Genomic DNA, 26,976 nt, shown 5'->3' on the forward strand with positions numbered 1-26,976 from the left:
TATTGATAGATTTCCAATTTCCCCTATTTCTTCAACACCTTCATCTTCTGATTTTTAAGGATTCTGATTTTTAATGGCACAACAATTGGCTATTAAGAGACAGATTATTCAAAAAAAACTAATTCGGAGGAAAAAAATCATGAAAATGAATGGAAAAATACAAAATGCAATAAGCATTGTTTTAGTGGCAATAATAGTTGTTGCTGCTTTGGTTGGGATTTCAACTTTCACCCAAAAAACATCAGAGATTACCGAACTGCAAACACAGAATGCAGGAATAAACCAGGAGTTGCAGGATCGCGATTCGATGGTAAATGAGCTGGTTGGTGCTTTTGATGAAATTGAGCAAAACCTGAAGTTTATTAAAGAGAAACGCCAGGTTTTATCGGTGGAGTCGCAAAAAGAAGGAAACTACGACAGAAAGCAGGCGATTGTTGAGGACATTACTCTGATGAATGAAATGCTGGAAAAAAGTAGCGATCACATTGCCGAACTGGAGAAAAAACTTAAAAACTCAGGTATTCAGATCAGTTCATTCAAAAAGAAAATTGCGGCTTTAAATGCCAGCATTGAAGAGCAGAACAACCAAATTGTGGCACTTCAGGAGCAAATCCAGGAGCGCGATATAATGCTGGCCGACATGTCGCAGAAGATTGATACAATGCAGATTGCAATCCAGACCCAACAAGACTCATTACTTGAACAACAGATGTTAATCGACGAAAAGATTTACCAGTTGAACAAAGGTTTTGTTGCTTACGGTACATACAAAGAACTGGAAGAACATAACGTTTTGACAAAAGGCGGTGGTTTCCTCGGATTGGGAAAACAGATTAAGCTGAAAAGAAATCTGGACCAGGACTATTTTACCGAACTGGACATTCAGGAAACTAAAAGCATCCCATTGTTTTCGAACGAAGCAAAGATCATTTCAGAACACCCTGATAGTTCCTACTCATTTGTTGAACAAGACGGTGTAATTGCCTACCTGAATATTGATAATCCGGATGAATTCTGGAAGATCTCGAAATACGCGGTAATAGAAATTAAATAATATAGGTTTGCTGAAAGCAGGAGCGCGTGCAACAGAGGTTGTTCCCTTCTGCTTTCGTTTTAACAACCGCAGCCCCAAAACCGAAAGCAGGAAAACAAACATTTAGGAAAAACACAAATAAAGAAGATATGAAGAAAATTGGATTAGCACTTACGACGATTGTATTTGGAATCTTAATGATGGTGGCATGTAACGACGACAGCCAAACCACCAATTTTGCGGAAGGAAAAGGAAAAGTTAACGTGTATCTTACCGATGCTCCTTTCCCTATCGAACTGGTGTCTCAAACCATTGTAACAATCGACAAAGTTGAAATTAGAAAACAGGAAAATGACACAACAGAGTCTTCGTTCATTACCATTATGGAGGAACCTTTTGAAATTGACTTACTAAGCCTTTCAAACGGAATTACTGAACAACTGGCATCTGTTGAGCTGGAAGCAGGAACTTACGATATGATGCGTTTGCATGTAGTTGATGCCGAAGTAATACTGACTGATGAAACAGTATTTGACCTGAAAATTCCAAGCGGATCAAGCAGTGGTTTAAAAATTAAGATAGAGCCGGCATTAACAATTAACAGCGGCGAGACTTCTGACGTATTGCTTGACTTTGATGTAAGCAAATCGTTTGTAGCCAAAGGAAACTGGAAAGGTGGAATGATTAATGGTTTTAACTTTAAACCAGTTGTTCGCTGTGTATTGCTCGACCGTGCCGGAAGAATTGTGGGAACTGTCAGCGATACGGCAAATGTACTTTTACCTAACACAGCTGTAAGCCTTTTGACCGAAGTTAGCGACATGGAAGAAGACAGTTTAATTACCACCGCCTTTACCAATGAAATGGGTGCATATCAGCTGATTGGAATACCGGAAGGAACGTATTATATGATTGCAGAGCAGGATAGTTTCCTGACCGATACGATATGGAATGTGGATGTATTAAAAGGAGAGTCAACCCAGATTGACTTTGTTTTAACCCCTGAACCGTAAATGGTTGCAAGAGTGAGGATCAACCTGTAATCAATCAGTTTGGTTAAGCTTAGTGGTTTTCAAGTATGGGCTGTCCGTTAATTCGGGCAGCCTTTTTTCATGATAACGACCTCCGGATAATAAAAAGGAAAGTTCAGGCAGAGATCGCAAAGTTATTTGCAAAGCGCACAAGGCAGATTATTGCTGCTAAAACCTTTGCGAACTTCGCGCTTCTTCATCCCTTTGCGTGAAACGATAATTCTATCCTCTCATTCCTATTGGCCATCCTGTGAAGAATACATTTTTCTTTCCTTACAATTCATCCAACAAATTCCACAGTTCGGTAAAGCAAATTTCATGAGTTAATGTTTTCGCCGGAATTTTGAAGCGGAAAACAAAACAACAAGTCATGAAAACACTTTTAACATTTAGCTTCATTTTTCTGTCGGTCCTTGCTTTTGCGCAGATTACTATTTCAGGGAAAGTACTCTCCAAAAACGGCGAGCCCATTCCGGGAGTGAACATTTACCTTGAGAACACCTACGACGGAGCCAGTTCAGATGGTGAAGGAAACTTTAGTTTTGAAACAACAGAAACCGGAGAACAAACCCTGGTAGCATCTTTTATTGGCTACAAAACCTGGAGCCAAACTATCGATCTGCAAAACGACATGGTTGTGCAGATAGAATTACAGGAAAGTGTAAACAGTATTGATGCGGTTACCATAACAGCAGGAAGTTTTGCTGCCGATGATGAGTCGCGGGCTTCGGTAATGAAGTCACTGGATGTGTACACTACGCCAAGTGCCAACGGGGATGTTATGGCGGCCATTCGCACTATGCCCGCCACACAGGCTTCTGCCGACGACGGACGTTTACTGGTTCGCGGTGGCGATGCCTATGAAACTTCCACCTATATTGATGGATTGGTTGCAACAAAACCTTACTACTCCAAAACTCCGGATGTGGCTACCCGCGGACGATTTGCGCCATCTTTATTTAGTGGGGTTCAATTTAACACGGGTGGATACTCTGCCGAGTACGGACAGGCGCTGTCTTCGGTTTTGGTCTTGAAATCTACTGATCTTCCGGAAAGCGATAACACCGGTATATCGTTAATGACCATTGGAGCAGAAGCCAACCGCACGGAGCGCTGGGAAAATACATCGTTGAATGTTTCGGGTGGATATACCAACCTGAGTTTGTACGATAAGGTTTTTAAAAGCAATGTTGACTGGGAGAAACCTGTTGAATCGGTAAACGGAACTACAGTTTTTCGTCACAAAACAAGCTCAAGTGGTATGTTTAAAGCTTATGTTACGGCCGATTATAGTGATCTGGCTTACCTCGTTCCTGCCGGTAACGACGGAGAAAAAATGAAGATCAGCAGCAAAGGCGGAACCGTTTATTCCAATCTTTCGTACCGCGATTGTTTTTCAGAAAAATCGTGTTATCGTATTGGAGTTTCGTCAACCTACCAGGACAACCGTTTGGGATTCGGCGCCGACGATGTGAATACCAAAGAACTGAATATTGAATCGCGCTTTGCCCTTGTACACGATCTTTCCGAAGGTGTGAAACTAACCTGGGGAGCAAACGAAACTTACAACAAATATGATCAGGATTATATTGAAAATGAAGGTGCTGTATACAATGGCTCTTTCGACGACCATTTGCTGGGAGCTTTTATCGAGCCGGAGATCAAATTCACAAAAAACTTTGGTATCCGTCCGGGATTGCGCACCGAATACTCGTCGGTAATTAACAAATGGAACATAGCGCCACGCTTTGCCCTGGCTTTAAAAACGGGAGAAAAAGCACAACTGTCCGGCGCCTGGGGATTGTATTATCAAACGCCCCAAGCAGACTACCTGAAGATAACCACGGATCTGGATTTTGAGCAGGCTATGCATTATATTCTCAGCTACCAGTTTGGTGATAACTCGGAGCGTTTGTTCCGCACCGAAGCTTATTACAAAAAATACAACGACCTTATCACCTATTCGGCGGGCGAAAACGGATTGCCCGAAAACCTGCAAAACGATGGAAACGGTTACGCCGCAGGTTTAGATATTTTTTGGCGTGATCAGCTGAGCATAAAAGGATTCGACTACTGGATTACCTACTCTTACATCGATACTAAACGGAAATACCAGTATTACCCTGAAAAAGCCACGCCTTATTTTATCTCTGACCACAATTTTTCGGTAGTGGGTAAATATTGGGTGAATAAAATAAACACCCAGTTTGGCGCTTCGTTTACGGCTGCCAGCGGACGTCCGTTTAATGACCCAAACTCATCGAAGTTTAACGGTGAGCGCACCAAAATGTATTCCGATCTGAGCCTGAATATGAGCCATGTGTTTTACATTGGCAATCAATATTCGGTGTTGTACTGCTCGGTAAACAATGTTTTGGGAAATAACAATGTACTGAGCTACCGCCCTACAAACGTAGCCGATGCCCAGGGCAACTACTCACTTGTTCCGGTAAAACGCGATTTAAAACGTTTTGTGTTTATTGGTTTGTTCCTGAATTTTTAGACAGTCTCAAAAAAGCTGTCATTCCGACGAAGAATGAGGAGGAATCTCATGATTGAAACAGATTTCTCACACCTCGTGCCTCGGCATTCGAAATGACAATAAAAAGGAACCTACAATTCATCCCACAAAATCAACAGTTCGGTAAGGAAGAATTTCAAAAATGCCCGTTTCAGCGGAACTTTGAATCAACAAATAAATCAAACAGCAATAATCATTAATACTCAAAGTCATGAAAACAATTATCACCATCCTACTCGTAGTCCTTTCAACTACTGCTTTTTCTTCGAAGTACGAAGAAACCATGAAAACAAACATCGACAAATTGTACCAGCTGCACACTTCTGCCGAACTGCAGGTTTTAGCCAACCAGTTTGAACGTATTGGCAATGCCGAACAAGACAAATGGTTGCCCAACTATTACGCAGCGTATTGTTTTATCCGCTCAACCTTTTTTGATGAAATGGATGACGACAGCAAACATGCCCAACTAGACAAAGCACAGGCTTTAGTAGATCAGCTGATGAAAACAAACGACGACGAATCAGAAGTTTATGCTTTGCAGGCATTGTTGTATCAGATACGGATAACCGACATGAGCAAGGGTGCCAAATATTCGATGAAAGCATCGGATGCCATTAAACAGGCAGAACGTTTAAATCCGGAGAATCCACGGGTATATTACCTGCGCGGAAGCAATACTTTCCATACGCCGAAGTTTTTTGGTGGCGGTGCCGAAAAAGCCAAACCCGACCTGGAAAAAGCGGCAGTAATGTTTGAATCAAACCAACCAACCAATCCTCTGATGCCAACCTGGGGAAATGTGCACAATGCGCAGTTGCTTAGCCAGTGTGAGCAGTAAATTCCTTAGTTTTTAAGTATAAATAGAATGAGATGGGTGGAACTGCAAGTAAAATTCCGTTCCATCTTTCTCTTTTGATTTCTATCACTGGTAATTTTACTATCTTGAAAACTCAAAAATCAAATAAAACAAAACACATGCGCAAGCGCGTAATCATCAACTGGCTGGTAGCCATTGTTTTTTCCATTCTTATTGGCATGGTAACTTCTGTGCTTATGGGCGGATCGTTAAATGTTCCCTTCAGGCAGTTTCTGTGGAGTGCCGGTTATTCGTTAAGTCTGGGCCTCCCGTTATTTGCCAACGGTTATCTTTTCGGATGGTTCGAAAAACGGTATATCGATTGGGTAAATCGTCCGGGAACAAGCGTAGTTCGTGCCCTGCTTATGCATCTTTTATATTCCAGTTTTGTCATCTGGACCGTTAACTGGTTTTGGTTTATTCATGTAATGGATCGTGAGTGGGCCACATTTTGGGAATACAACCGCGGAACCATTATTGCGGAGTACATCATTTTTATTATCGTAGCATCGATTATTTATGCCATTTCGTTTTTTAAAGCCTGGCGTCACGAGGTTCAACAAAAGGAGGAGGTAAAACGCGAATCGCTCGCCCTGAAATACAAAGTGCTGCAGGATCAGATCAATCCGCATTTTCTTTTTAACAGTCTGAATGTGCTGGGAAGCCTCATCGATATTGATGTGGAAAAAGCCAAACAGTTTACACGCGAGCTCTCAAAATTTTACCGCGATGTGCTGCAGTTTAAAGACCTCGATATTATTTCGCTGAAAGAAGAGATCGATTTTGTGACGAAATACATTTACCTGCAGCAAATTCGTTTTGGCGAGGCGCTTCAGGTGGATATTATTGCCAACGAAAAGGTGGAAGGGAAAGTTATTCCGCTATCGGTGCAGGCACTGGTGGAGAATGCCATTAAACACAACGAAATATCAAAAGCCAATCCGCTAAAAATAGTGGTGGCTATCTCCGATGATTACGAGCTGGTGGTGGAGAATAACCTGCAGCCAAAAACACCTATTGAAGATTCGAGCAGAACTGGCCTTAAAAACATGGCCGGACGTTATGAATACCTTACCGGAAAACGAATGATCGTATCGAAGAACGGAGGTTATTTCAGGGTTAGTGTTCCGCTGATAAGGGTTGAAGAAGGAAGTGAGGAAGTGAGTAATTGAGGTGGTGAGTTAATGGGTGACTGAGGAAGTGGGGAAATGGAATTTCGATTGAAGAATGATGATTAACGATTTTAGATTTTGAAAGTTTTCAGTCGCAGTCTCAGTTAGCAGAATGTCATCCTGAGCGGAGTCGAAGGATGGAGGGAAATTAGGGAATGAGTGATTGAGGAACTGAGTTATTGAGTAATTGAGGAGTTGAGGGAATAAGTTATTGGGTGATTGAGGAATTTAGTAATTGCGGTGATGAGTTAATGGGTGATGAAGGATAAGCTCGAAGCTCGCAACTCGTAACTGATAGTTAATGAGTGAATGAGTAATTGGGTGATTGGGTGATTGAGGAAGTGAGGAGATGGAATTTCGATTGAGGAATGATGATTAACGATTTTAGATTTTGAAAGTTTGCAGTCGCAGTCGCAGTTTACAGAAGTCATCCTGAGCGGACCTGTCCCGATCGAAGCATCGGGAGTCGAAGGATGGAAGGAAATTAGGGAATGAGTAATTGGGTAATTGAAGTAGGGAGTTAATGGGTGATGAAGGAGAATCTCGCAGCTCGTAACTGATAGTGAATGAGTAATTGGGTGATTGGGTGATTGAGGAACTGAGAACTGAATTTCGATTGAAGAATGATGATTAACGATTGTAGATTTTGAAAGTTCTCAGTCGCAGTCGCAGTTTACAAAACGTCATCCTGAGCGGACCTGTCCCGATCGAAGCATCGGGAGTCGAAGGATGGAGGGAAATTAGGAAGTGAGTAATTGGGTGATTGAGGAACTTAGTGATTGAGGTGGTAAGTTAATGGGTGATGAAGGATAAACTCGCGACTCGTAGCTCGTGACTCGAAACTAAAATACAGGAATAACTTGAAGCTTGTAACTTGCAACTTGTAACTAAAAAGCAAATGCTTCAATCTTGAAAAGAATAATGCTAAAAACGAGCTTGTAGCTTGAAGCTAACAGCTAGTAGCTAAAAAAATGAAAATACTAATCGTAGAAGACGAACCATTGGCAGCGGCACAGCTGGCTGCGCATATTTCTGCCTTAAAACCGGAGGCGCAGATACTGGCAGTGTGCGATACCGTAAAAGCCACGGTTGAATGGTTGCAAAACAACGAAGCGCCTGAGCTGGCGTTTTTTGATATTCAGCTGGGCGACGGACTGAGTTTTGAAATATTTGAACAGACCACCTTCAACCAGCCCGTAATTTTTACTACGGCTTACGACGATTATGCCATTCGTGCTTTTAAAGTGAACAGTGTGGATTATTTACTAAAACCCATTGAACGCACCGAGCTAAAAAAGGCACTCGAAAAGTTTGATCAGTTAGCCAAACCGGCAACATCATCTTTTACTCCCGATATCCTGCACGAGGTTATGGCCTCGCTGAAAAAGAAAAATTACAAGGAGCGTTTTTTGGTGAAAGTGGGCGCCCATCTTAGGGTGATTGAAACCACCGATGTACTGTATTTCTACAGTTTTGAGAAAGGTACTTACGCCAAACTTTCGGATGGTAAGGATTACCTGCTCGACCAGAGCCTGGAGCTGGTGGAAACGATGGTTGATCCCAACCTGTTTTTCCGTATTAACCGCAAATACCTGGTGGCTTTAAAAAGTATCAGCGATGTTATTGCCTACAGTAACTCGCGTTTAAAACTAAAGGTACAACAGGGCAATGATGATGATTTCCTGGTGGCCCGCGAGAAAGTAAAAAGCTTTAAGAGCTGGCTGGAAGGATCAGTTTAGTTTTCAGTCTCATAAGACAGTTTTGCTGCCGCACGACTCTATCGTGTGGCTTTTGTTTTTTCTCTTACCACGCGAAAGGATTCGCGCGGTAGTGGATTTAAGTGAACGAATAGTTCGACAAGCTCTTTAATCGCGGTAACGTTTCAAAAGATCGTTGTAAGCATCGATGCGGCGATCGCGAAGGAAAGGCCAGATTCGGCGTACATCTTCGGTGCGTTTGCGATCGATTTCCACAACTTCTATTTGCTCGTCGTGTGCCGAGAGCTGTTTAATAAATTCGCCCTGAGGACCTGCAACAAATGAATTCCCCCAAAACTCGATGCCGTTTCCTGTTCCGGTTTCATCGGGTTCAAAACCGGTACGGTTAACGCTGATTACGGGCAAACCATTGGCAACTGCATGTCCGCGTTGCGAAATGATCCATGCATCCAGCTGGCGGGCTTTTTCATCGTCGGTATCTGCAGGATCCCAACCAATGGCAGTAGGATAAATGAGCATTTCTGCTCCGGCAAGAGCCATTAAGCGCGCTCCTTCAGGATACCACTGATCCCAGCAAACCAGCAATCCCAATCGCCCAACGGAAGTGTTAATGGGTTCAAAACCCATATCGCCGGGGGTGAAGTAGAATTTTTCGTAAAACCCGGGATCGTCGGGAATGTGCATTTTGCGGTATTTCCCTGCCGTCGATCCGTCTTTCTCAAAAACCACAGCGGTGTTGTGGTACAATCCGGCAGCACGTTTCTCGAAAAGCGAAGTAACCAACACAACGCCATTTTCTTTAGCTGCTGCGGCATATATTTCGGTATCTTTTCCCGGTATCGGTTCAGCCAAATCAAAAAGGTCGACATCCTCTACCTGACAAAAATAAAGACTGGCATGCAGCTCCTGCAACACAACCAATTCAGCTCCCATTTCGGCACATTTTTTAATGGCCTTTAAACTGTTTTGTGTGTTTTCTTCTTTGTTACCCGAACGTTTCTGTTGTATGATACCTACTTTTAGTTTGCTCATGATCTTTATTCAATGTTTTTTGCCGTTTCACTGACCCCCTGAATCCCCCAAAGAGGGACGGTTCCTCCCCGCCAGCTGGCGGAAGATTAGAAGGGGTTTTCGTAATGTATTAAGGCATTCAATTTTATAAGTTTACTTAACTCTTCAATTTTACCGCTTCCGGATACTGCATGGTTACACAGTGCAGCGACCCGTGTTGTTCGATCAATACCCTGCAATTTATTGGAATTATTTCTTTTTCGGGAAAAATCTGCTGCAAAATATCGATGGCTTCGGCATCTTGTTTTAACCCGTATACCGGTAGCAGCACTGCACCGTTGATAATGGTGAAATTTGCATAAGTTGCCGGTAAGCGGTTTCCTTCGTCATCAAAACAAGGATCGGCAAACGGAAGTTCAACCAGTTTGTAGGGCGTTCCGTCTTCGGTGGTGAACTTTTCCAGTTCGGCTTTCATTTTTTGCAGCGCTCCGAAATGCTCATCTTCCGGATTGTTACACCCCACCCAGGCAATGGTATTTTCGTTACACAGACGGGCAAGTGTATCGATATGCGAATCGGTGTCGTCGCCGGCCAGGTAACCGTTATTGAGCCACAAAACACGTTTTGCCCCAAAATTCTGTTTCAGAATAGCCTCTATTTCCTGTTGTGTATACTGCGGGTTACGGTTCTCTTCCAGCAAACAATCGGTGGTGGAAAGTATCGTTCCTAAACCATCGCTTTCAATAGAGCCGCCTTCCAATACAAAGTCGAAACTTTTTAATTCGCAATGCTGAAGAATTCCCTGATCAAACAAACTTTTTGTGATTCGATTGTCCAGTCCGGCTTCGAATTTTTTCCCCCAGCCGTTAAAAATATAATCCTGAACAATGGCCTTTCCATCCTCAAGAACGGTGATTCCACCATGGTCGCGTGCCCAGGTGTCGTTCGACGGAGCTTCAGCAAAATAAACATTCGAAGTATTTCGGAAATAAGCACGAACACGTTTCACATCGTCGCAAACCACCAGTACTTTCTGAAAGCGGGCAGCGGCTTCAATTATATCCACAAAACAGGCACTGGCTTCCTCTAAAAGATAAGCCCAATCGCTGTCGGGATGCGGAAACGTAAGTTGTAAAAACGACTGCGGCTCCCACTCGGCGGGCAAACGCAGACTCTGAACTGCTGAATTATTCATGCTTCTTTCTGTAAACTTTCGGCCTCAAAAATAAAACGAAATTACACAGTTTCAGCTATTCGGTAAAAGTTTCTCCACTCTTTTACGGGCAACATACAGATTCTCAATAAATCGTTATTTGAAACACCGAACCCGACCAGGATTTAAGTGATGATTTAAAACAGGTTGAGGGGGTGTAGTTTTTTTGAGAAAATGAATTAACTTTTAAACCGTAAAAATTAAAGAACCAGGAACAGAAAACCAATATTATTGATACTAACCTTAATACTAATTTATGCAAAGCAACATCGTTAGCTGGGTTGAAATTCCGGTAAAACAAATGGCACGCGCCATTAACTTTTACGAAACAGTTTTTAGTGTTGGATTGGAAAAAAATCGTGGCAGGGAATTCGACATGGCCTGGTTCCCTTATTCAGAAGGTAAATACGGATCGGGAGCGGCACTGGTTCTCCACAAGGAGTTTTACCAACCTTCGCCTAACGGAGTGGTTGTTTACTTGGCTTCGCCTGCGGGAGATGTAAACGTGGAACTGGAACGGGTGGAAGATGCCGGTGGAAAAATACTGCAGCATAAGAACAAGATCTCCGACGAATACGGATATCTGGCGGTTATCCTCGATACCGAAGGAAACAGGGTTGCATTGCACTCCAGGGAATAAGGGATTGATTACTGGATTCTGGATACTTGTTTCTGGTTACTGGATACTGGATTCTGGATACTTGTGACTTGTAGCTTGAAACTTGTAGCTAATGACTAGTGGCTAGTGGCCAGTGTTTACAATTTTATCAATTTGTGATTTTACTATTGAACACCCGATAAAATATGTAATCGAGGCGAATAGTAACCCAATAATCATTGAGATTAGTATCATTGAACTGACAAATAAGGTAAGCAAACCGATTAGCAGTCCGATTGAGATGGATAAAAACAATAATGCATCCAGCTTAACCTCCCAAACTATTCTGATTTTTGTTGTATCGATTCTTTCAATCCGAATTATTCCTTCTCTTACTAATTTCATCGCATCGATTTTATTCTGTCCCGAATGTGTCGTATTTCTCACTATTCGTTTGAATGTTATCGTATCGTTTTGAATTTCTGACTGGGCTTCAAAGGTTCTTAATGTTTCCTGAAGCTTTTTCTTGAAAGAATCAATATATAAATCTGAATCTTCATGAATTGTCTTTTCTGCTGTGTTCGAATATTTAAGTAAGCTCATATACTTTTCGATTTATGATGACATAAAATTTTTCTCTATTGTTGGCATTGAAAGTTAAATATCCAGACTAAGTCTGGTTGCCATTGTGTTCTATCCCTGCCTCACCCACGAAGTTTTGGGGGCGCGGTAGCGGAGAGCGGTGAAACTATTTCGAATCCATTTTTTTGATGATTTCTTTTAGCAGCTCGTTATGTTCCTGTTTTAGTTGAATAAATGTATTTACCCATTTAAAAATGAAATACAGAACGGCAACCACCAGGGCTACATAAATAAGAATTGGAAGAAAGATTAGTGTTTGCATTGTTTTGGTTTTTATTGTTTTTGAATTTTGTTCGTTATGTTTTGTCGTTACAAACGACTGTCTGTTTACCCCTCGTTACATACTTGAGGGAGTTAGAGAATTGAATCATCATTCTCTTTTATAATCTTTTTGACATTTAAATTTACCGCAACATTATTATACCTACACCATAGTTTTAAATCATTCTGCAACTGTTTGTCGTATAGGTTATCAAACCGGATAAGGCTATTATCTTTTAGTTTTATCTGGTAATAATCTGAATGTTTATCCACTTCTCCTCCAATATAAGCAGCCGCTGCACTAAACTCTGTTTTTATCTCGTAAACTAATTCTATACTGTCGATAGAATTCGCATTTATATTCGTTTGTTTAAATCCATTTACCATTTTCCCTAAACAGATATTGTTTCTATCGATTGAAATTGGTTTTGTTGTTTTGAGCGTTTGATAACCAAGGTATGCAACTAAAAAGAACAGAAGGGCTAATAGTAAGTTCTTAGGGAAAGTTGGGATGCCGAAAAGCATTAGAAGTCCAAATACAACCAGAACCCCGGCTACAGTAACATGTTTGTAGTTATTATAATACTTAAGCTGATGATATGTTTTTGAGTTGATTCTATTCATTTTAGGTTTTCCCTTGCAGTAACAATATTTTTAGAATTATACCTCATCGCTAATGCTCCATTTCCACCAGATCTTTGCTTCGCCGGTTGAAAATTCGGTATGGCGTTCGGCTTTAACTCCGGGTTTAAACTCGCTGCCAAATCGTTCGTCCATGTTTACAAAACCCATATCACGGTCTTTCATGCTACCGAGTATATTCCCGATCATGGGTATTGCCTTTTTGGCCACAACAAGCCAGGGTAATCCCGATCCCATAAGATCGGTTATAATCTCAAAAGCATCGCCGCCCAGTGTCTTCTGAAGGTTTGAGAGTGCTTCACCTACATTTCGTGTTTTATCTCTGCTTTGTCTCAGATAAACACGGGCTTTTATTTTTTTATCGGCAGGTAATCCGCGTTCGATTACAAACATTCCGTCGGCTCCCGGACTTCCTTCAGGCTCGAAGTTGATGATATTCTCTTTGTTGGGTTTTAGCCGGATATACGGATCGGGAAAAGTAGAAACAATCATTTTATCGTTATCCTCCGGATGTTCGGCAACCACGATAAAATACAGCCGCCATCTTTCTCTGTCTTTTAGAATCTGAAGTTTTGAGAATTCAAGGGTAATTGATTTCATTTGTTTTGTTTTTGGTTTTTATTCATTGTGTTTTGTTGTTGCAAACTTAGTGGAGTTGAAATTGAACGCTGATGACTTTGATTTTACTGATTATCGCTGAATCTTTTACTCGCGTAAGGAATTATGTTGTTGTAACTACAGCTTGCTTTCCCTTCGTAACAAACTAGGAGGAGTTGAGTTGAGGCAAACTATAAGTCATAATTTAAGTCAACCTGAATTCCAAGTAATTTATTTTCATCTGATTTGTCACTTAATTCAAGAACAATGTTATCTGTAATGTATTCTTTCATTTCCTCCGGTGTCAACTCATTTTCTAGACTGTCAGTTACATTTTGATTAATTGAGATAATATATTGAAAACCATTTTTACATTCTTTATTTGCAATTGTAAACAAAGTGCTTATTTGACGAGGATCCATACCATCTAAAATTCGGCTATCGTGAAAAAGAAAGTCAACGTTGTGATTGTTGCGAGCGGTTAATATTGTCCAATCATAGCAAAACAATTTTACTTCATTTACCGAATCCCCTGCATCATCAGCAATTTTGGCATTTATTTCGAATCTTTTTTTATTTACATTCTCATTGCTAAGAATTGTTATGCCACATTTTTTATCGTCATAAAACTGTTCAACAAATGATTTAAATCTTATTATATTATCGTTTGTTATAGATTTAATCTCATTTAAATACTTGCGAGTACTTGTGTTTTCATCAATAAAATCTTTGTTTATACCCTCAATTTTATCCTTATATTCTCCTTTAAGTTTTCGAAACTGATTGAGCTTAGTCAGTTTTTTATCGGTGTCTGATAGCTGTTTATTCAGTTTTGTGTATTCGTCTAATGCTCCATGCGCATTTAAATATTGAATTTTTTCATTTTCCCTTTTTGCTAGAATTTTGATGTTTGCCTGTATGTCGTGCAAATGCATTACAAACTTCTTCCTATCATCCATCAATCGCTTGATACGATTACTAATTATTTTATTATTGAAAACTTCTAGATCATCTAGTCGTTTAATTATCATGTCAGACAACTGGAATTTAGCTTCTTTATAGAGTTTCTTAATTTTTTGTTTCGATACATCAGGTTTGATTTCTAAACTTCTTTCGATATTTTTTAATGCATTTTCATATTTTGCTGCTTTGTTACTATATCTTTTGATCTCAGCTGAAAGGGCATCTGCTTCAAGCTCTATTTGTGCATAATCTTCCGCAATCTTAAAATTTGATAGATTAGTTTCAAGTTTTTTTAAAGTTGATTCAAGTTCAACTATTTTAATATCGATGTCCTCATCAGCATCTTCTCCTTCAAAATATGCTTTTAAAATTTCATCCTTCTCAATATTCTTCTTTTGTTGCTCAACTTTATCCAACGATTCTTTAAGCTCTGATTTCTTTAGTATTCTATTAATATCCAGGCCTAAAAGGAATGCATTGTTTATGGATTCAGTAATAGTTTTATCCTCCGCTTTAATGTATTTATCATACGATATATAACTGTATTTGTATGGTCTAATGAAGCGAGAGATTAATCCTCGGAAGCTAATATATTTTGAGTCCTCAGGAATATCAAATAGTTCGTTTTCTAGGTTCTTTCTAAACTTATCTAAAGTGAGTTTTTCTTCATTTAGGAAGATTTCAGATTGATTTTCACATGCTCTTCTAGCGGTATATTCAACGCCTTTAATCTTGAAGTCAAGAGAAAACTCCCATTCTTTTAGTTTTTCTTCAAACTCTGGATAGGGGTTTGACCCCAAACAAAAATGTATAAGTGCAATAGTTAGGGATTTTCCAACACTATTGAAAGTTTTCCTTTTTTCATCTGTCTCCTTGATTGCGCTAATTATTGATACGCCTGTGGGATTAAATGGAATTGTATTAAAACTCTCTTTGTTTGCTCTTAATTCAACTAATCGCATAACATTAATTTTCCTTTTTCATCAATATCGATTGCACCAATCAAGTATAGATAATTTAGAGCTAAGATTAAATTATCGAAATCATGATATGCGGGATATCGTTTACTGTTATTAATTTTAGAGTACTTGTGCCATAACTCATCTACACTTTGTGGGATTTTTAAATACCCTAATAAAATACCACCTAACCCTAACAATGATTCAGATAGACTTATATGTTTACTTGGTAAAATCATTCAAACAATGTTAGGTTTTTTATTTCTGGTGTTTCAAAAATATCACAATATTCAAAGTAATACGCCATCAAAATATAAACTGCGTTATGCACTGCTACATTGTTTCGGGGACTAGCTTGATTCCTAATGTAAAAGAAAAGTTCATCATTTTTAGTTTCACTTTCTGGTATTTCTGAAATACCTTTTTGGTAAATACTACTAAAACTTTTTCTCAAGTCATCTTTAACAAAATTGCTTTGCAAACTGAAGTATTCGCTGATAACATACGCTTGTCTTCTTCCTGCATTCAAATATTCACTTACAGATTTGCTCAAAGAATTGAAATTTATCTTATTATCAAAATTTGGGTCATCCGGTATTTTTTCACACGAATCGTTAACCTCTGATTGCAAAGTATATTTTATAACTTCAGTCATAATACTATAATCAGGTTCTTGTATATCCATGGTGTCAGGTAAGAAACCTATAATGTCAATAATTTTTTGGTCATCCATCCCGAGAAATAATTCCTCAAGATTCTTATTCCTAAATAACTCGGCAGTAATATTATTTCGCTGTGAAATATTATAAACATCAGCGATTAATGTAGGATAATTGCCTTTATATTTGTCATTAACAACGTAATAAAATTCTTTGATTGAAAATCCTCTTTTAGACCAATATTTCTGAAGTCCATCAAAATCTGCTATTAGTTTTTTTATTGCATCTCCCTCCTTTGAAGGTAAATCCTCTGGAGCATAAACCTGATAATACACTCCTTTTGTTTTGTCGAAACCATCATTCTTCCTATCACCGTATTTCCCTTGTGGCTTTACGGGTTCAAAGTTTGCATTATAGTTTTGCATTACACGAATAAAAAAGTCTTCATATGATTGTTTATCGCTTTCATAAACTTTATTCTTGAAAAGTAATCTAGCAATATGTTTTTCATCTCTGGTCATAAAATGATTTTAATTTGTTAGTCTCGTCGCTTGAGGGGGAAACAGCTTTTTGCGATCCGAAGAAACAGCCTGTATGTCGGGGCTTACAAATGAGCTATTTGTGTTTTGGTTTTTCATCAGTTTATATATGTTGCTGTGGTCTCATTGCATGAACGTCAACGCGCTTGTTTATATATTACATTAATGTCGCTAATTGAACATGTACTTTTAATCCCTGGGGTGGCAAAAAATCTCTCGCTGCTAATCGTTCTGGGTGTCACCGGATTAGGTGAGCCAATTTAATCATAATTATTATATAATGAAAATCGGTGTTGGGATTTGTTGTAAACATGTGTTGGGAATTGGGTGGTTATGGGTTGATTTACCCACCCTCCTGTCCCTCCCTTCGGGAATGGAGGGACGATTAGCCGGAGTTTCAAACAACTGTTTTGTTTACTTTTCGGGTAGGCGCTTTGAAATAAGGTTTCTCTTTTTCTATGCTAAAGGATTCGCACGGTAGCGGGGATAAACTGGATACTCGTTACTGGTTACTGGATAATTGTGACTAATGACTAGTGGCTAGTAGCTAGTAGCTAATGGCTAATGGCAAGTGACTAGTGGCCAGAAACATTTATCTTTTTAACAATCTCAGCCTCGGCATTGTCGTACACTTTACGGATTCGCGGATCGTTAAAATTCATGGTACGTTCTTCAAAAGCCATGTCGTTAATGCGCCCAAACAGGCGTTCTTTAGCACTGCGTATATCTTTTCCGTAGATGTGGTACGAATCGGCCTGCCAGTTCATGCGCCCCAGTTTTACAGTCCTACCCGTCTTCTCCGCAATCCCGGCAGCAACCACATCTTTGCTAAATTGAATAAATCCGAACATATTCAGGAATCCGGCATTCCAGGCATCGTTACTTCGGTAGCGGATATTGCTGTTTAGCCACCAAATGCCGTCTTCGTCTTCCAGAATGCGGTACCACAACGATTGTAAACTTGGCGGATCGTCGCAGGTAAAATCGATGTTCGGCATCCAGGTAATCATTTGCGCCTGTCGGGTAAAAGGCTGTTCGGCCAGTTTATTGATCACATTTTTAATCTGATCAACTTTAAAATCACCCACTTCTTTTGATTCTCCGTCCACCAGTTCTTTCCAAACACCATAGTTTTGCAGTCGCCCGTGATAGGTATATTCCGGACGTTTATCTTCCGGATCGTTCAAGTTTTTTACCAGGTGGTCTTTCAGTCCTTCCAGTTCCAGCACGTATTCGCGCAAATCTTCAACACCTCCGGGAAAGGCCATGTGAATCATCGGATCGGTCTCCGGCTCCAGAATCGTTAAATTCATGGTACAGTCGATACTCAGCGGATCACCCGGCCGGTCGTACTGCGTTTTAAAACGGGTTCCTTGCCCGTACAAATAAATAAGTGCTGTTTCATAAGCTTCGGCCAACGATCTTCCTGTTACCGATATTACCGGAATATTCTTCATCTTTAAAAGTTTAATCTATTCGATTGATCGAAAGGATTTAAAGATAGAAAAAAGGCAAGCGAATGAAACTTTGGCGCGTATAAAAAATGAATTGAAGCGACAATCAACTGATTTAGTTTTGCATTTTTTTAATAAGTCTTTAATTTCTTAGGAATTTATTTTCAAAACTTTTATACTTTTATCCGACTAAATGATTTTAAATTATAATCTATAACCAATTAACCATGAGTACTAAATCGACTTCGAGAAGAAGTTTCTTAAAAGGTGCGCTGGCTGCAGGAGCCGGCCTGGTTATCGTTCCGCGCCACGTGTTGGGCGGCAACGGATATCTCGCACCATCCGACCAGTTAACAAAAGCAATTATTGGTGTCGGCTCAATGGGCCGCGGTCATATTCCTTACGAAGGCACACGCGTTGTTGCCATTTGCGATGTGGATACCGAACACCTGAAACTGGCCAAAAACCTGATTAATCACGACGTAAAACAATTCACTGATTTTAGGGAAGTGTGCCAGCTGCCCGAAGTTGACATTGTGCACATTGCCACGCCGCCACACTGGCACGGAATTATGGCTGTTGAAGCCGCCAAAGCCGGGAAAGACATTTGGTGCGAAAAACCAATGACACGCACTATTGGCGAAGGTAAAAGAGTAATTGAAGCCGTAAATGCGCATGGCCGTATGTTCCGTCTGAACACCTGGTTCCGTTTTAAAGACCAGTTTTACGGACTGGGAACCGATGTAAAACCACTAAAAAAAGTGATCGATAGTGGCATTTTAGGATGGCCGCTAAAAGTTACTGTTAGCGGAATTACCGGCTACAACTGGAAGTTCTACTGGCAGGGCAAACATAACCTTGCTCCTCAACCGGTTCCGAAAAACCTTAATTACGATATGTGGTTAGGGCCTGCGCCATACAAACCTTACAATGTTGAGCGTGTTCATGCCAATTTCCGTGGCTACTGGGATTACGATGGCGGCGGATTGGGCGATATGGGTCAGCACTATCTCGACCCTGTTCAATACATGCTGGGCAAAGACGATACCAGCCCGGTAAAGATTGAGGTTGACGCACCACAGCAACATTATGATGCCGTTGGTACCTGGCGACGTGTAACTTATACTTATGCCGATGGATGCCAGATCATTCTCGATGGCGAAAACCGCGACAAAGATGCAGCCTATATTGAAGGTCCTAACGGCAAAATCTACCAGGGTTTCCGTTCGGATATTCCTAATCTGCAAAGCTTTATTAAATCTTTACCTGATCCTGAACCTCAGATCGGTGTTTTCTCTGAATCGGTGAAAACACGCAAGAAGTTTGCACTGAACGAGACCAACGGATTCCGGTCGGCAACGCTTGTAAACCTTGGTATTACCGCAGTCCGACTGGGACGCACACTGCATTTCGATCCTGAAAAACTTGAGTTTATTGATGATGAAGGAGCAAACCGTCTGATCAATCAGCCAATGCGCGCACCTTGGACGATTTAAAGGATGAAGGATTAGTTATTAAGGATTAATGATAAAGGATTAATTACAATGAAAAAATATATAGTTCAAATTACTACGATCCTGTTGCTGGCCTGCCTGAGTATGGCCGGAATGGCGCAGGATAACCGAACACTCGACACCAAAGTTGCCGATGTGCTGGCACAAATGCCAACCAAAAATCTGACTCACCGCGACAAAGCGATGAACGACATCTTTTTAATGGGTAACGAAGGTTACCAGAAACTGGCAGCACAACTTGTTCCGCTGGGCACCGGCGACGACACCGCCGTGCGTTTTGCGCTGAACAGTTTTTCGCGTTATGCCAGTCAGTTTGGTAAATGTGAAGAACGTGCTTTTGCCGAAGAGAACCTTTTAAAAGCACTCAACACTGCGAACGACGTTGAGGTAAAGACTTATCTTCTCAATCAGTTGAACCTGGTTGCCGGCGAGAAGACCGTTGAGCAGGTAAAAAGCTACTTAACTGATGAACAACTGACAGAACCGGCAGCACAAACCATTCTGTCGACCGAAGATCCGAAAACAGCAGAGGTGTTTCTTGCGGCATTCCCAAAAACTGAAGGGAATACACAAATGACCATCGTTCGGGCTTTGGGGCAGTTAAAATGCAAACGCGCCGTTCCGATGATTACTCCATTGGTTAGTTCAGATAGTGAGCCGATGCAAAAAACAGCTCTGGCCGCTCTGGCAAATATAGGATCTCCTGATTCGTATAAAACTTTGTTAAGTGCTGCGTCGGCTGTGGACTTTAATTACGATGCCACCAATGCAGCCGAAGCATTTCTGACCTACACCAAACGTTTGGGCGAGCAAAAAGAACTGGAGTTAATGGAAAAAGCTTGCAAGGCTATTTTTAAAGCCAATTCTGCAAGCGACCATTTACACAATTATTCGACAGCGCTTCGTATTTATGCCAACAACCTTGGCTACGAGGCTACCCCTCTTTTATTAGAGGCTGTTGACTCACCGGATAAAGCGTTTCGTTACTCTGCACTAAATATTGCCGAAAATCTGGGAGGTGTTGCCGATACGCGTAAATGGATTGCTAAAGCAGAGACTTCCAACGCCGAAGTAAAAGCAGAAATTATTGATATGTTGGGAAGACGTGGTTGCGCGCAGGCAAACGATTTTGTTTTGGCGAGCCTTAATTCAGCAAGTGAAGTTGTTCGCACAGAAGCAGTGACTGCTTTGGCAAACCTTCAGGGAAGTGAAGCTATTCCAACCTTAACTGCACATCTGGCGCAAGGAAAAGATATTGAAGCAACAACAAAGGTGTTAAACACGCTGCTTGACAAAGAGCATTTATACCTGAATGCAGGAAACCTCGATCAATCAGAAGGAAAAACCAAAGCCGCTTTTATCAATCTTGTCGGCGCTAAAGCAGGCTCGCAATATTTTGATGAAATACTGGCCGCCACTTCTTCTTCAAATGCAGATGAAACAGCAGCTGCTTTTGCCGCGCTGAAACAAGTTTCTTCTTACGAAAATACCGACGCACTATTAAAACTTTTGCTTTCAGTTTCTGAGCTTTCTGAAATTACTGAAACACAACTGGCGTTAATTTCGGCTGTTGACGGTATCGCCGAAGAGCAGAAAGCAAGCGGTAAAGTATTGAGCACATTGGAACAATCCAATAAAAAAGCCCGCCTCTTTCCTATTCTGCCAACAATTGGCGGAGAAACAGCCCTTGAAACTGTTACCGGATATTTTAATTCATCAAGCGGAGAGCAGAAACAAGCTGCATTTACCGCCTTAACCAACTGGCAGGATTATGCCGCTTCAAAGCCTTTATTCGAAATCTGTAAATCAGGAAATACAACTTTCAGCCAGCCGGCATTCGAAAGTTTTGTGCGTAGGGTTGCCGGTGCAGATCTTCCTGACGACCAGAAACTGCTGCAATACCGCAAGGTTATGCAATATGCTTCGTCAGCCTCCGAACAGAAAAACGTGATCGCTGCCATTGGACGTTTAAGAACATTCCTTTCGTTGGTGTACCTGGAGCAATACCTGGAAAAAGAAGAGCTGACAGCGACAACCTCGCGTGCGATTATGAATATCGCCATGCCAAACAGTGAAGGAGAAGGCGGTTTAACAGGCGACATCGTTCGTCGGATTTTGGGTAAAGCTGAACAGGCTTTGTCGGGCGAAGACAGTGCTTACGACAAAATAAATATTCAGAATTACCTGAAAGCGATGCCAAAAGACAAAGGTTATGTTTCGATGTTCAACGGCAAAAACCTGGACGGATGGCAAGGCATGCTTTTGGATGGCAACCCGATAAAAATTGCCAAACTAAGCGATACAGAGCGCGCCAAAGAGCAGGAATCAGCCAATATTAAAATGTTGGAAAACTGGAGCGTAAAAGATGGAATGATTATTTTTAACGGACACGGTGCGAACCTGGTTTCGAAAAAGATTTACAAAGATTTTGATATGATTGTTGACTGGCGCATTAGCAAAAAGGGCGACAGCGGCATTTACCTGCGTGGAACACCACAGGTACAGATATGGGATACCTCGCGTGTTGAAGTGGGTGCCCAGGTTGGCTCAGGTGGTTTATACAACAACAATCCTGAGAATGTACGCAATCCCTTGCTGGTTGCCGATAATCCGATTGATGAATGGAATACTTTCCGCATTACAATGATGGGAGAAAATGTAACCGTTTATCTAAATGGCGAACTGGTGGTTGACAATGTAAAAATGGACAACTACTGGGACCGCAGTATTCCGATTTTCAGCGAAGGAACCATTGAACTGCAGGCACACGGCAACGAACTGGCTTTCCGCGATGTGTATGTTCGGGAGATCAATACCAAAGAAATTGGGTTAACACAGGAAGAGATCGACGAAGGATTTGTTTCGTTGTTCAACGGTAAAAACCTTGATGGATGGCAAGGAAACAAGACCGACTATTACGCCGAAAACGGCGAATTGGTGGTAAATCCTAAAATGGGTGGCCATGGCAACCTGTTCACCGAAAAAGAATACGGCGACTTTGTTTTCCGTTTTGAATTTAAACTCACTCCGGGCGCTAACAACGGACTAGGAATTCGTGCTCCGCTTGAAGGCGATGCCGCATACGTGGGTATGGAATTACAAATTCTGGATAACACCGCACCTATTTATGCCAACTTGCACGAGTATCAATACCACGGATCGGTTTACGGAACTATTCCTGCCAAACGCGGCTTTTTAAATCTGGTTGGCGACTGGAATACACAGGAAGTTGTGGTGAAAGGAACTAAAATTAAAATCACTCTGAACGGTGAAGTGATTTTGGATGGCGATATTGCCGATGCCCGCGAGCATGGAACCAAAGATGGTAAAGATCATCCGGGCTTGCAAAACGACAAAGGTTTTATCGGATTTCTTGGACATGGCTCAGAATTGTGGTTCCGGAATATCCGGATTAAGGATTTGAGCGAATAATCAATTCAAAGAAATAAAGTGATGGTCTCGCACAAAATGAGGCCATCACTTTACAAAACTAACTTATGAAAATCAGTACTACCATTTTTACGCTACTGCTTGCACTTTTTGTTTGTGGCTGCCAAACAAACGACATGCCGACCAAACCCAATGTGGTATTGATTATGGCCGACGACATGGGTTACGAATGTATTGGCGCTTATGGTTCAACCTCGTATAAAACGCCAAACATTGATCGGTTAGCATCCAAAGGATTTCTATTCTCCAATTGTGTTTCTCAGCCTTTATGCACTCCTTCGCGGGTGAAAATTATGACCGGGAAATACAATTACCGTAATTACGATTTTTTTGGTCACTTAAACCTATCGGAGTATTCCATTGGAAACATCATGCAAGATGCCGGTTATGAAACTTGTATTGCGGGAAAATGGCAGTTAAACGGGCTGGCCTACCAAGACCAGATTGCCGACTGGAATGATAACACCCGCCCCAATAAATTCGGTTTTGATGAGTATTGTTTATGGCAGCTTACCAAAGGACGTGATCAGGGGGAACGATATGCCAATCCATTAATTGAACAAAACGGCCTGGTATTGGAGAGAAACGCCAACGATTACGGCCCTGATATTTTTGCGAACTATATTCTGGATTTTATTGAACGGAATCAAGACAAACCATTTTTTGCCTATTACCCGATGGTACTGGTTCACGATCCTTTTGTTCCAACACCCGCTTCGGAAGATTGGAACAAGCCTGAATTACGTTACAAAAATGATACAGCTTATTTTAAAGACATGGTTGCCTACACCGATAAAATTGTAGGAAAGATCATCGACAAACTTCAGGAATTGGGCCTGGAAGAGAATACCATACTAATTTTTACGGGCGATAACGGCACGCACCCAACTATTTATTCTCAATTAAGTGATGAAACAATTCAGGGAGCCAAAGGAAATACCATCGATGCAGGTATTCATGTCCCCCTTATTGTTTCGTGGCCTTCACAAATTCAAAACAACTCCGTTTTTGAACCCCTTATTGAATTCAGCGATTTCTTTCCAACCCTGGCAGATGTTGTGGGTGCCGAACTTGAATCGGATGGCAAAAGTTTTTATCCTTTATTACTTGGAGAAAAGTACGTTCCGCGCGAAACTGCATTTGTGCATTACGATCCGCAATGGGGAGCCAATGTAAACAAATACCGAAACCAGTTTATTCGCACATTAGACTATAAACTTTATCCCGACGGACGGTTTTTTAACGTACAAACAGATAAACTGGAAAAGGTTCCGTTACCTACTGATTCGTTGAATACGGAAGAGTTGGAAGTAAGATCGATGTTGGAAAAAGAACTGGAAAAACATCCAAAATGGCAATAACATTCAGATAGTGTCTGCATTAAACGTGCGAACCTCCCAAATTAAAATTTAAAAGGCCATTTTCCAGACTATTAGATGGTTTTTCAATACAGGTTACACCGGGCAGCAATTCGAGATCTTCAGATTAAAAACGGCCGGGCTTTGTGCAAAAACCTCTTCCATTGCCTGAGATAAGGCTTGCATAATATCAGCCAGCTCGCCGCTAATTATACTGCTCATTTTGCCGGGTTCCACTTCAATGGTTGGGTTGTTTGCCAAAAGTGACAAAAACGTATCGACAGGTTTTTCAAAGTCGTTGCTCAAGGGGTAAAGGCTTATTTCAACAGCAACTTGCATGGTTATTTTGTTTTCTGAACCAGCGCTACAATAAAAGCCGGTTCGTGATTATCTTTCTCAGCAGTTTGGTCCATTACCCGAAAATCGGGCGCAAAACGCACTCCGTAAGTCAACTCCGGAGCTCCAAACTTCGTTAATGCTTTCAATAAACTTTCAGGAGTATAGAATGCTGCATTTTTAAATACCGGATCGTTCTCAGCATTTTTTGCCAGCTGTGAGTTTCCATTCAGGCAACCCAGTAATAAATATCCTCCAGGTTTTAGTACACGATAGATTTCGTTCAACACCACATCTTTGCTGGTTACAAATTCCATCATCGTTACCGAAGCCACCACATCAAAACTTTCGTTTTTAAAAGGCAGATCTCCTGCATCGGCATTCAAAACCTCGGCATCCAGGTTTTTCTCAATAGCCTGGCACAACATCGCATCCGAAATGTCGGTGGCAATAACATCAAAATCCATGTTTACAAACAGCTCTGTCCAGTGACCGGTTCCGCACCCCAGTTCCAGCATTTTCCCTTTCGGGACTTTCTGCAGCGCTTCAACCAGTAGCTTTTTTTCTATCGCATCAATTTCTTTCCCTGCCTGAGTTTGGTAATAGTCATCGTACGCAACTGCTATTTCTTCATTTTTAAATACGTTCATCTTTATCGGTTTTGGTTCTCATCACACGAAAACAAAGATGCCATCTTTCTACATAAAGTAAAAAAAGATGGCATCTTTCCTGTTTCGATCAAGAGTTTACTTAATTCTTTTTCACATACTGCGTAAGAATTACGATCTGCTGGCCATTCACTTTCCCCTCAATTTGTTCGGGATTATCGTGTACCAACATGATATTTCGTACCGCAGTTCCGCGCTTGGCTGTGAAACCACCACCTTTTACGTTCAGGTCTTTTATCAATACAACTGTATCGCCGGCCTGTAAAACAGCGCCGTTGCTGTCGAGGTGTTTTACCACATCATCCGGGTCAATTCCTTCGCCTGTTGCTTCGGCCCACTCCTTTATTTCCTCGTCGAGGTAAAGCATATCAAGCAGGTCTTGCGGCCAGCCTTCGGCTTTTAAACGGTTTAACATTCTCCAGGCCACCACCTGAACGGCAGGAACGGTACTCCACATGCTGTCGTTTAAACAACGCCAGTGGTTGGCATCCATTGCTTCCGGGTCATTGACCTGACCAGAGCAGGTTGAGCAAATATAAATGCTGTCTTTTTCGCTTTCCTGTGTTGCAGGTGGCACAGTAAATACCCCCAGGTTATCTTCCGATCCGCATAATTCACAAACCGAAGTGCGTTTTTGTAATTCTCTTTCTACACTCATTTTGATTGTTCCTGTCATTTCGATGGAAGGATGACTGAGAAATCTGTTTCATACGGTGACAGATTTCTCCTCCTTCGTCGTCGAAATGACAATTTATTTAATGTTTTTCTTAGAACAGTTTTTTAAATCCGATTACGTCTTTTACTTCCTGCAAAGTTTTCGCAGCTGATTCCTGAGCTTTTTCAGCACCCATTTTTGCCACTTTTGCCAGGTAAGCATCGTCTTGCAGAATATCAATAATACGCTCGCGAATTGGCGATGTGTAAGCAATAATATCTTCTGCCAGTTGTTTTTTCAGATCGCCGTAACGAATTTCACACTTATTGTACAATTCATCAAAATGTGCCACTGTATCAGGTGTAGAAACGATATCCAAAAGCGTAAATAAGTTTTGAACAGCTTCCGGTTTTTCCTGGTTCATTTCAGTTGGGCCTGAATCAGTAACGGCACGCATCACTTTCTTACGAATCGATTTTGGATCTTCATAAAGGTTGATTGCATTTCCTTCCGATTTTCCCATTTTACCGCTGCCATCCAATCCCGGAACCTTGATCATGTCGCCACCACCGAAGGTATACGGACGCGGAATTGGAAATATATCACATTTATACATGCGGTTAAAACGTTTGGCAAATTTGCGCGCCATTTCCAGGTTTTGCTCCTGGTCTTTTCCAACCGGTACAAAATGTGCTTTGTGAATAATAATATCCGAAGCCATTAAAACAGGGTAAGTCAACAATCCGGCATTTACGTTGTCCGGATTCTGACGAGCTTTATCTTTAAACGAAGTTGTACGTTCCAGCTCGCCCAAATAGGCGTTCATGTTTAATAAAGCATACAATTCCGAAACCTCAGGAACATCGCTCTGAATGAATATCGTTGATTTTTCAGGATCAATACCACAGGCCAAATATTCGGCAAGCACCTGGCGCACTCCCGATTGCAAATTCTCTGGCGTTGGGTGCGTAGTCAGCGAGTGAATATCAGCAATAAAAAAGTAGCAGTTAAAATCGTCCTGCATTTTTAAGAAATTCTGCACGGCTCCAAAATAGTTTCCGAGGTGCAAATATCCTGTCGGTCGTATACCGCTTACAACTGTCGGTTTATTCATTATCTGTTT

At 41.2% G+C, this 26,976-nt stretch carries 24 protein-coding genes; 10 read left to right on the forward strand and 14 right to left on the reverse strand.

The genetic code is table 11. From position 1 onward, the window contains the following. The first annotated feature begins 145 nt into the window (after window positions 1–145). From G4420_RS04425 to G4420_RS04450, 6 genes are all read left to right on the forward strand, one after another. On the forward strand, window positions 146–1,054 hold the full coding sequence (locus G4420_RS04425; RefSeq protein WP_163322348.1) for a Cbp1 family collagen-binding glycoprotein adhesin: 909 nt from the start codon (window positions 146–148) through the stop codon (window positions 1,052–1,054). Between the two features lie 128 nt (window positions 1,055–1,182). Further along, window positions 1,183–2,046, forward strand: coding sequence for a DUF4382 domain-containing protein (locus tag G4420_RS04430; RefSeq protein ID WP_163322349.1), 864 nt, complete (start codon window positions 1,183–1,185; stop codon window positions 2,044–2,046). A 388-nt stretch (window positions 2,047–2,434) separates the two neighbouring features. Beyond that, a complete protein-coding gene (locus tag G4420_RS04435) occupies window positions 2,435–4,567 on the forward strand; it encodes a TonB-dependent receptor (RefSeq protein ID WP_163322350.1) in 2,133 nt (710 codons plus the stop codon). 229 nt (window positions 4,568–4,796) lie between these two features. After that, a complete protein-coding gene (locus tag G4420_RS04440) occupies window positions 4,797–5,426 on the forward strand; it encodes a tetratricopeptide repeat protein (protein ID WP_163322351.1) in 630 nt (209 codons plus the stop codon). A 137-nt stretch (window positions 5,427–5,563) separates the two neighbouring features. Beyond that, complete coding sequence (locus G4420_RS04445; protein ID WP_163322352.1) at window positions 5,564–6,616, forward strand: sensor histidine kinase; 1,053 nt, start codon at window positions 5,564–5,566, stop codon at window positions 6,614–6,616. A 971-nt stretch (window positions 6,617–7,587) separates the two neighbouring features. After that, entirely contained in the window at window positions 7,588–8,355 is a 768-nt protein-coding gene (locus G4420_RS04450) for a LytR/AlgR family response regulator transcription factor (protein WP_163322353.1), read from the forward strand. Window positions 8,356–8,481: 126 nt separating this feature from the next. On the opposite strand, the gene G4420_RS04455 is transcribed toward G4420_RS04450, so the two are convergent. Then, entirely contained in the window at window positions 8,482–9,366 is an 885-nt protein-coding gene (locus tag G4420_RS04455) for a carbon-nitrogen hydrolase (RefSeq protein WP_163322354.1), read from the reverse strand. Between the two features lie 136 nt (window positions 9,367–9,502). Then, window positions 9,503–10,540, reverse strand: coding sequence for an agmatine deiminase family protein (locus tag G4420_RS04460; protein ID WP_163322355.1), 1,038 nt, complete (start codon window positions 10,538–10,540; stop codon window positions 9,503–9,505). A gap of 274 nt (window positions 10,541–10,814) precedes the next feature. On the opposite strand from G4420_RS04460, the gene G4420_RS04465 reads away from it, so the two are divergent. After that, on the forward strand, window positions 10,815–11,198 hold the full coding sequence (locus G4420_RS04465) for a VOC family protein (RefSeq protein WP_163322356.1): 384 nt from the start codon (window positions 10,815–10,817) through the stop codon (window positions 11,196–11,198). A gap of 102 nt (window positions 11,199–11,300) precedes the next feature. On the opposite strand, the gene G4420_RS04470 is transcribed toward G4420_RS04465, so the two are convergent. From G4420_RS04470 to G4420_RS04495, 8 genes are all read right to left on the reverse strand, one after another. Continuing rightward, window positions 11,301–11,759 (reverse strand): hypothetical protein, encoded by a 459-nt coding sequence (locus tag G4420_RS04470; protein WP_163322357.1) that lies wholly within the window; start codon window positions 11,757–11,759, stop codon window positions 11,301–11,303. Between the two features lie 145 nt (window positions 11,760–11,904). Then, complete coding sequence (locus G4420_RS23230) at window positions 11,905–12,060, reverse strand: hypothetical protein (protein WP_204273592.1); 156 nt, start codon at window positions 12,058–12,060, stop codon at window positions 11,905–11,907. A 92-nt stretch (window positions 12,061–12,152) separates the two neighbouring features. After that, window positions 12,153–12,683: a hypothetical protein gene (locus G4420_RS04475; RefSeq protein ID WP_163322358.1), complete on the reverse strand. Its 531-nt coding sequence runs from the start codon at window positions 12,681–12,683 to the stop codon at window positions 12,153–12,155. Window positions 12,684–12,719: 36 nt separating this feature from the next. Beyond that, window positions 12,720–13,301: a hypothetical protein gene (locus G4420_RS04480; RefSeq protein ID WP_163322359.1), complete on the reverse strand. Its 582-nt coding sequence runs from the start codon at window positions 13,299–13,301 to the stop codon at window positions 12,720–12,722. 188 nt (window positions 13,302–13,489) lie between these two features. Further along, a complete protein-coding gene (locus G4420_RS04485) occupies window positions 13,490–15,223 on the reverse strand; it encodes a DUF2326 domain-containing protein (RefSeq protein WP_163322360.1) in 1,734 nt (577 codons plus the stop codon). Next, complete coding sequence (locus G4420_RS23510) at window positions 15,214–15,459, reverse strand: ABC-three component system middle component 6 (RefSeq protein ID WP_394351176.1); 246 nt, start codon at window positions 15,457–15,459, stop codon at window positions 15,214–15,216. The genes G4420_RS04485 and G4420_RS23510 overlap by 10 nt, the downstream gene beginning before the upstream one ends. After that, window positions 15,456–16,400 (reverse strand): ABC-three component system protein, encoded by a 945-nt coding sequence (locus G4420_RS04490; protein ID WP_163322361.1) that lies wholly within the window; start codon window positions 16,398–16,400, stop codon window positions 15,456–15,458. The genes G4420_RS23510 and G4420_RS04490 overlap by 4 nt, the downstream gene beginning before the upstream one ends. A gap of 593 nt (window positions 16,401–16,993) precedes the next feature. Continuing rightward, window positions 16,994–17,875 carry a thymidylate synthase gene (locus G4420_RS04495; protein WP_163322362.1) on the reverse strand — a complete coding sequence of 294 codons (882 nt, stop codon included), beginning with the start codon at window positions 17,873–17,875 and terminating at the stop codon, window positions 16,994–16,996. Between the two features lie 224 nt (window positions 17,876–18,099). On the opposite strand from G4420_RS04495, the gene G4420_RS04500 reads away from it, so the two are divergent. The 3 genes from G4420_RS04500 to G4420_RS04510 all read left to right on the forward strand — a co-directional run bounded on the left by G4420_RS04500 (window position 18,100) and on the right by G4420_RS04510 (window position 24,197). After that, on the forward strand, window positions 18,100–19,368 hold the full coding sequence (locus G4420_RS04500; protein WP_163322363.1) for a Gfo/Idh/MocA family oxidoreductase: 1,269 nt from the start codon (window positions 18,100–18,102) through the stop codon (window positions 19,366–19,368). Window positions 19,369–19,416: 48 nt separating this feature from the next. Beyond that, on the forward strand, window positions 19,417–22,818 hold the full coding sequence (locus tag G4420_RS04505; protein ID WP_163322364.1) for a DUF1080 domain-containing protein: 3,402 nt from the start codon (window positions 19,417–19,419) through the stop codon (window positions 22,816–22,818). Between the two features lie 65 nt (window positions 22,819–22,883). Then, entirely contained in the window at window positions 22,884–24,197 is a 1,314-nt protein-coding gene (locus tag G4420_RS04510; protein WP_204273593.1) for a sulfatase-like hydrolase/transferase, read from the forward strand. Window positions 24,198–24,290: 93 nt separating this feature from the next. On the opposite strand, the gene G4420_RS04515 is transcribed toward G4420_RS04510, so the two are convergent. From G4420_RS04515 to trpS, 4 genes are all read right to left on the reverse strand, one after another. Continuing rightward, entirely contained in the window at window positions 24,291–24,533 is a 243-nt protein-coding gene (locus tag G4420_RS04515; protein ID WP_163322365.1) for a YkoF family thiamine/hydroxymethylpyrimidine-binding protein, read from the reverse strand. 2 nt (window positions 24,534–24,535) lie between these two features. Beyond that, window positions 24,536–25,180: a class I SAM-dependent methyltransferase gene (locus G4420_RS04520; protein ID WP_163322366.1), complete on the reverse strand. Its 645-nt coding sequence runs from the start codon at window positions 25,178–25,180 to the stop codon at window positions 24,536–24,538. Window positions 25,181–25,280: 100 nt separating this feature from the next. Next, window positions 25,281–25,856 (reverse strand): PhnA domain-containing protein, encoded by a 576-nt coding sequence (locus tag G4420_RS04525; protein WP_163322367.1) that lies wholly within the window; start codon window positions 25,854–25,856, stop codon window positions 25,281–25,283. A gap of 109 nt (window positions 25,857–25,965) precedes the next feature. Continuing rightward, window positions 25,966–26,967 carry a tryptophan--tRNA ligase gene (gene trpS, locus G4420_RS04530; protein ID WP_163322368.1) on the reverse strand — a complete coding sequence of 334 codons (1,002 nt, stop codon included), beginning with the start codon at window positions 26,965–26,967 and terminating at the stop codon, window positions 25,966–25,968. Window positions 26,968–26,976: the final 9 nt, after the last annotated feature.

The sequence above is a fragment of the Draconibacterium mangrovi genome (assembly GCF_010586825.1).
In the GTDB taxonomy this organism is placed as follows: domain Bacteria; phylum Bacteroidota; class Bacteroidia; order Bacteroidales; family Prolixibacteraceae; genus Draconibacterium; species Draconibacterium mangrovi.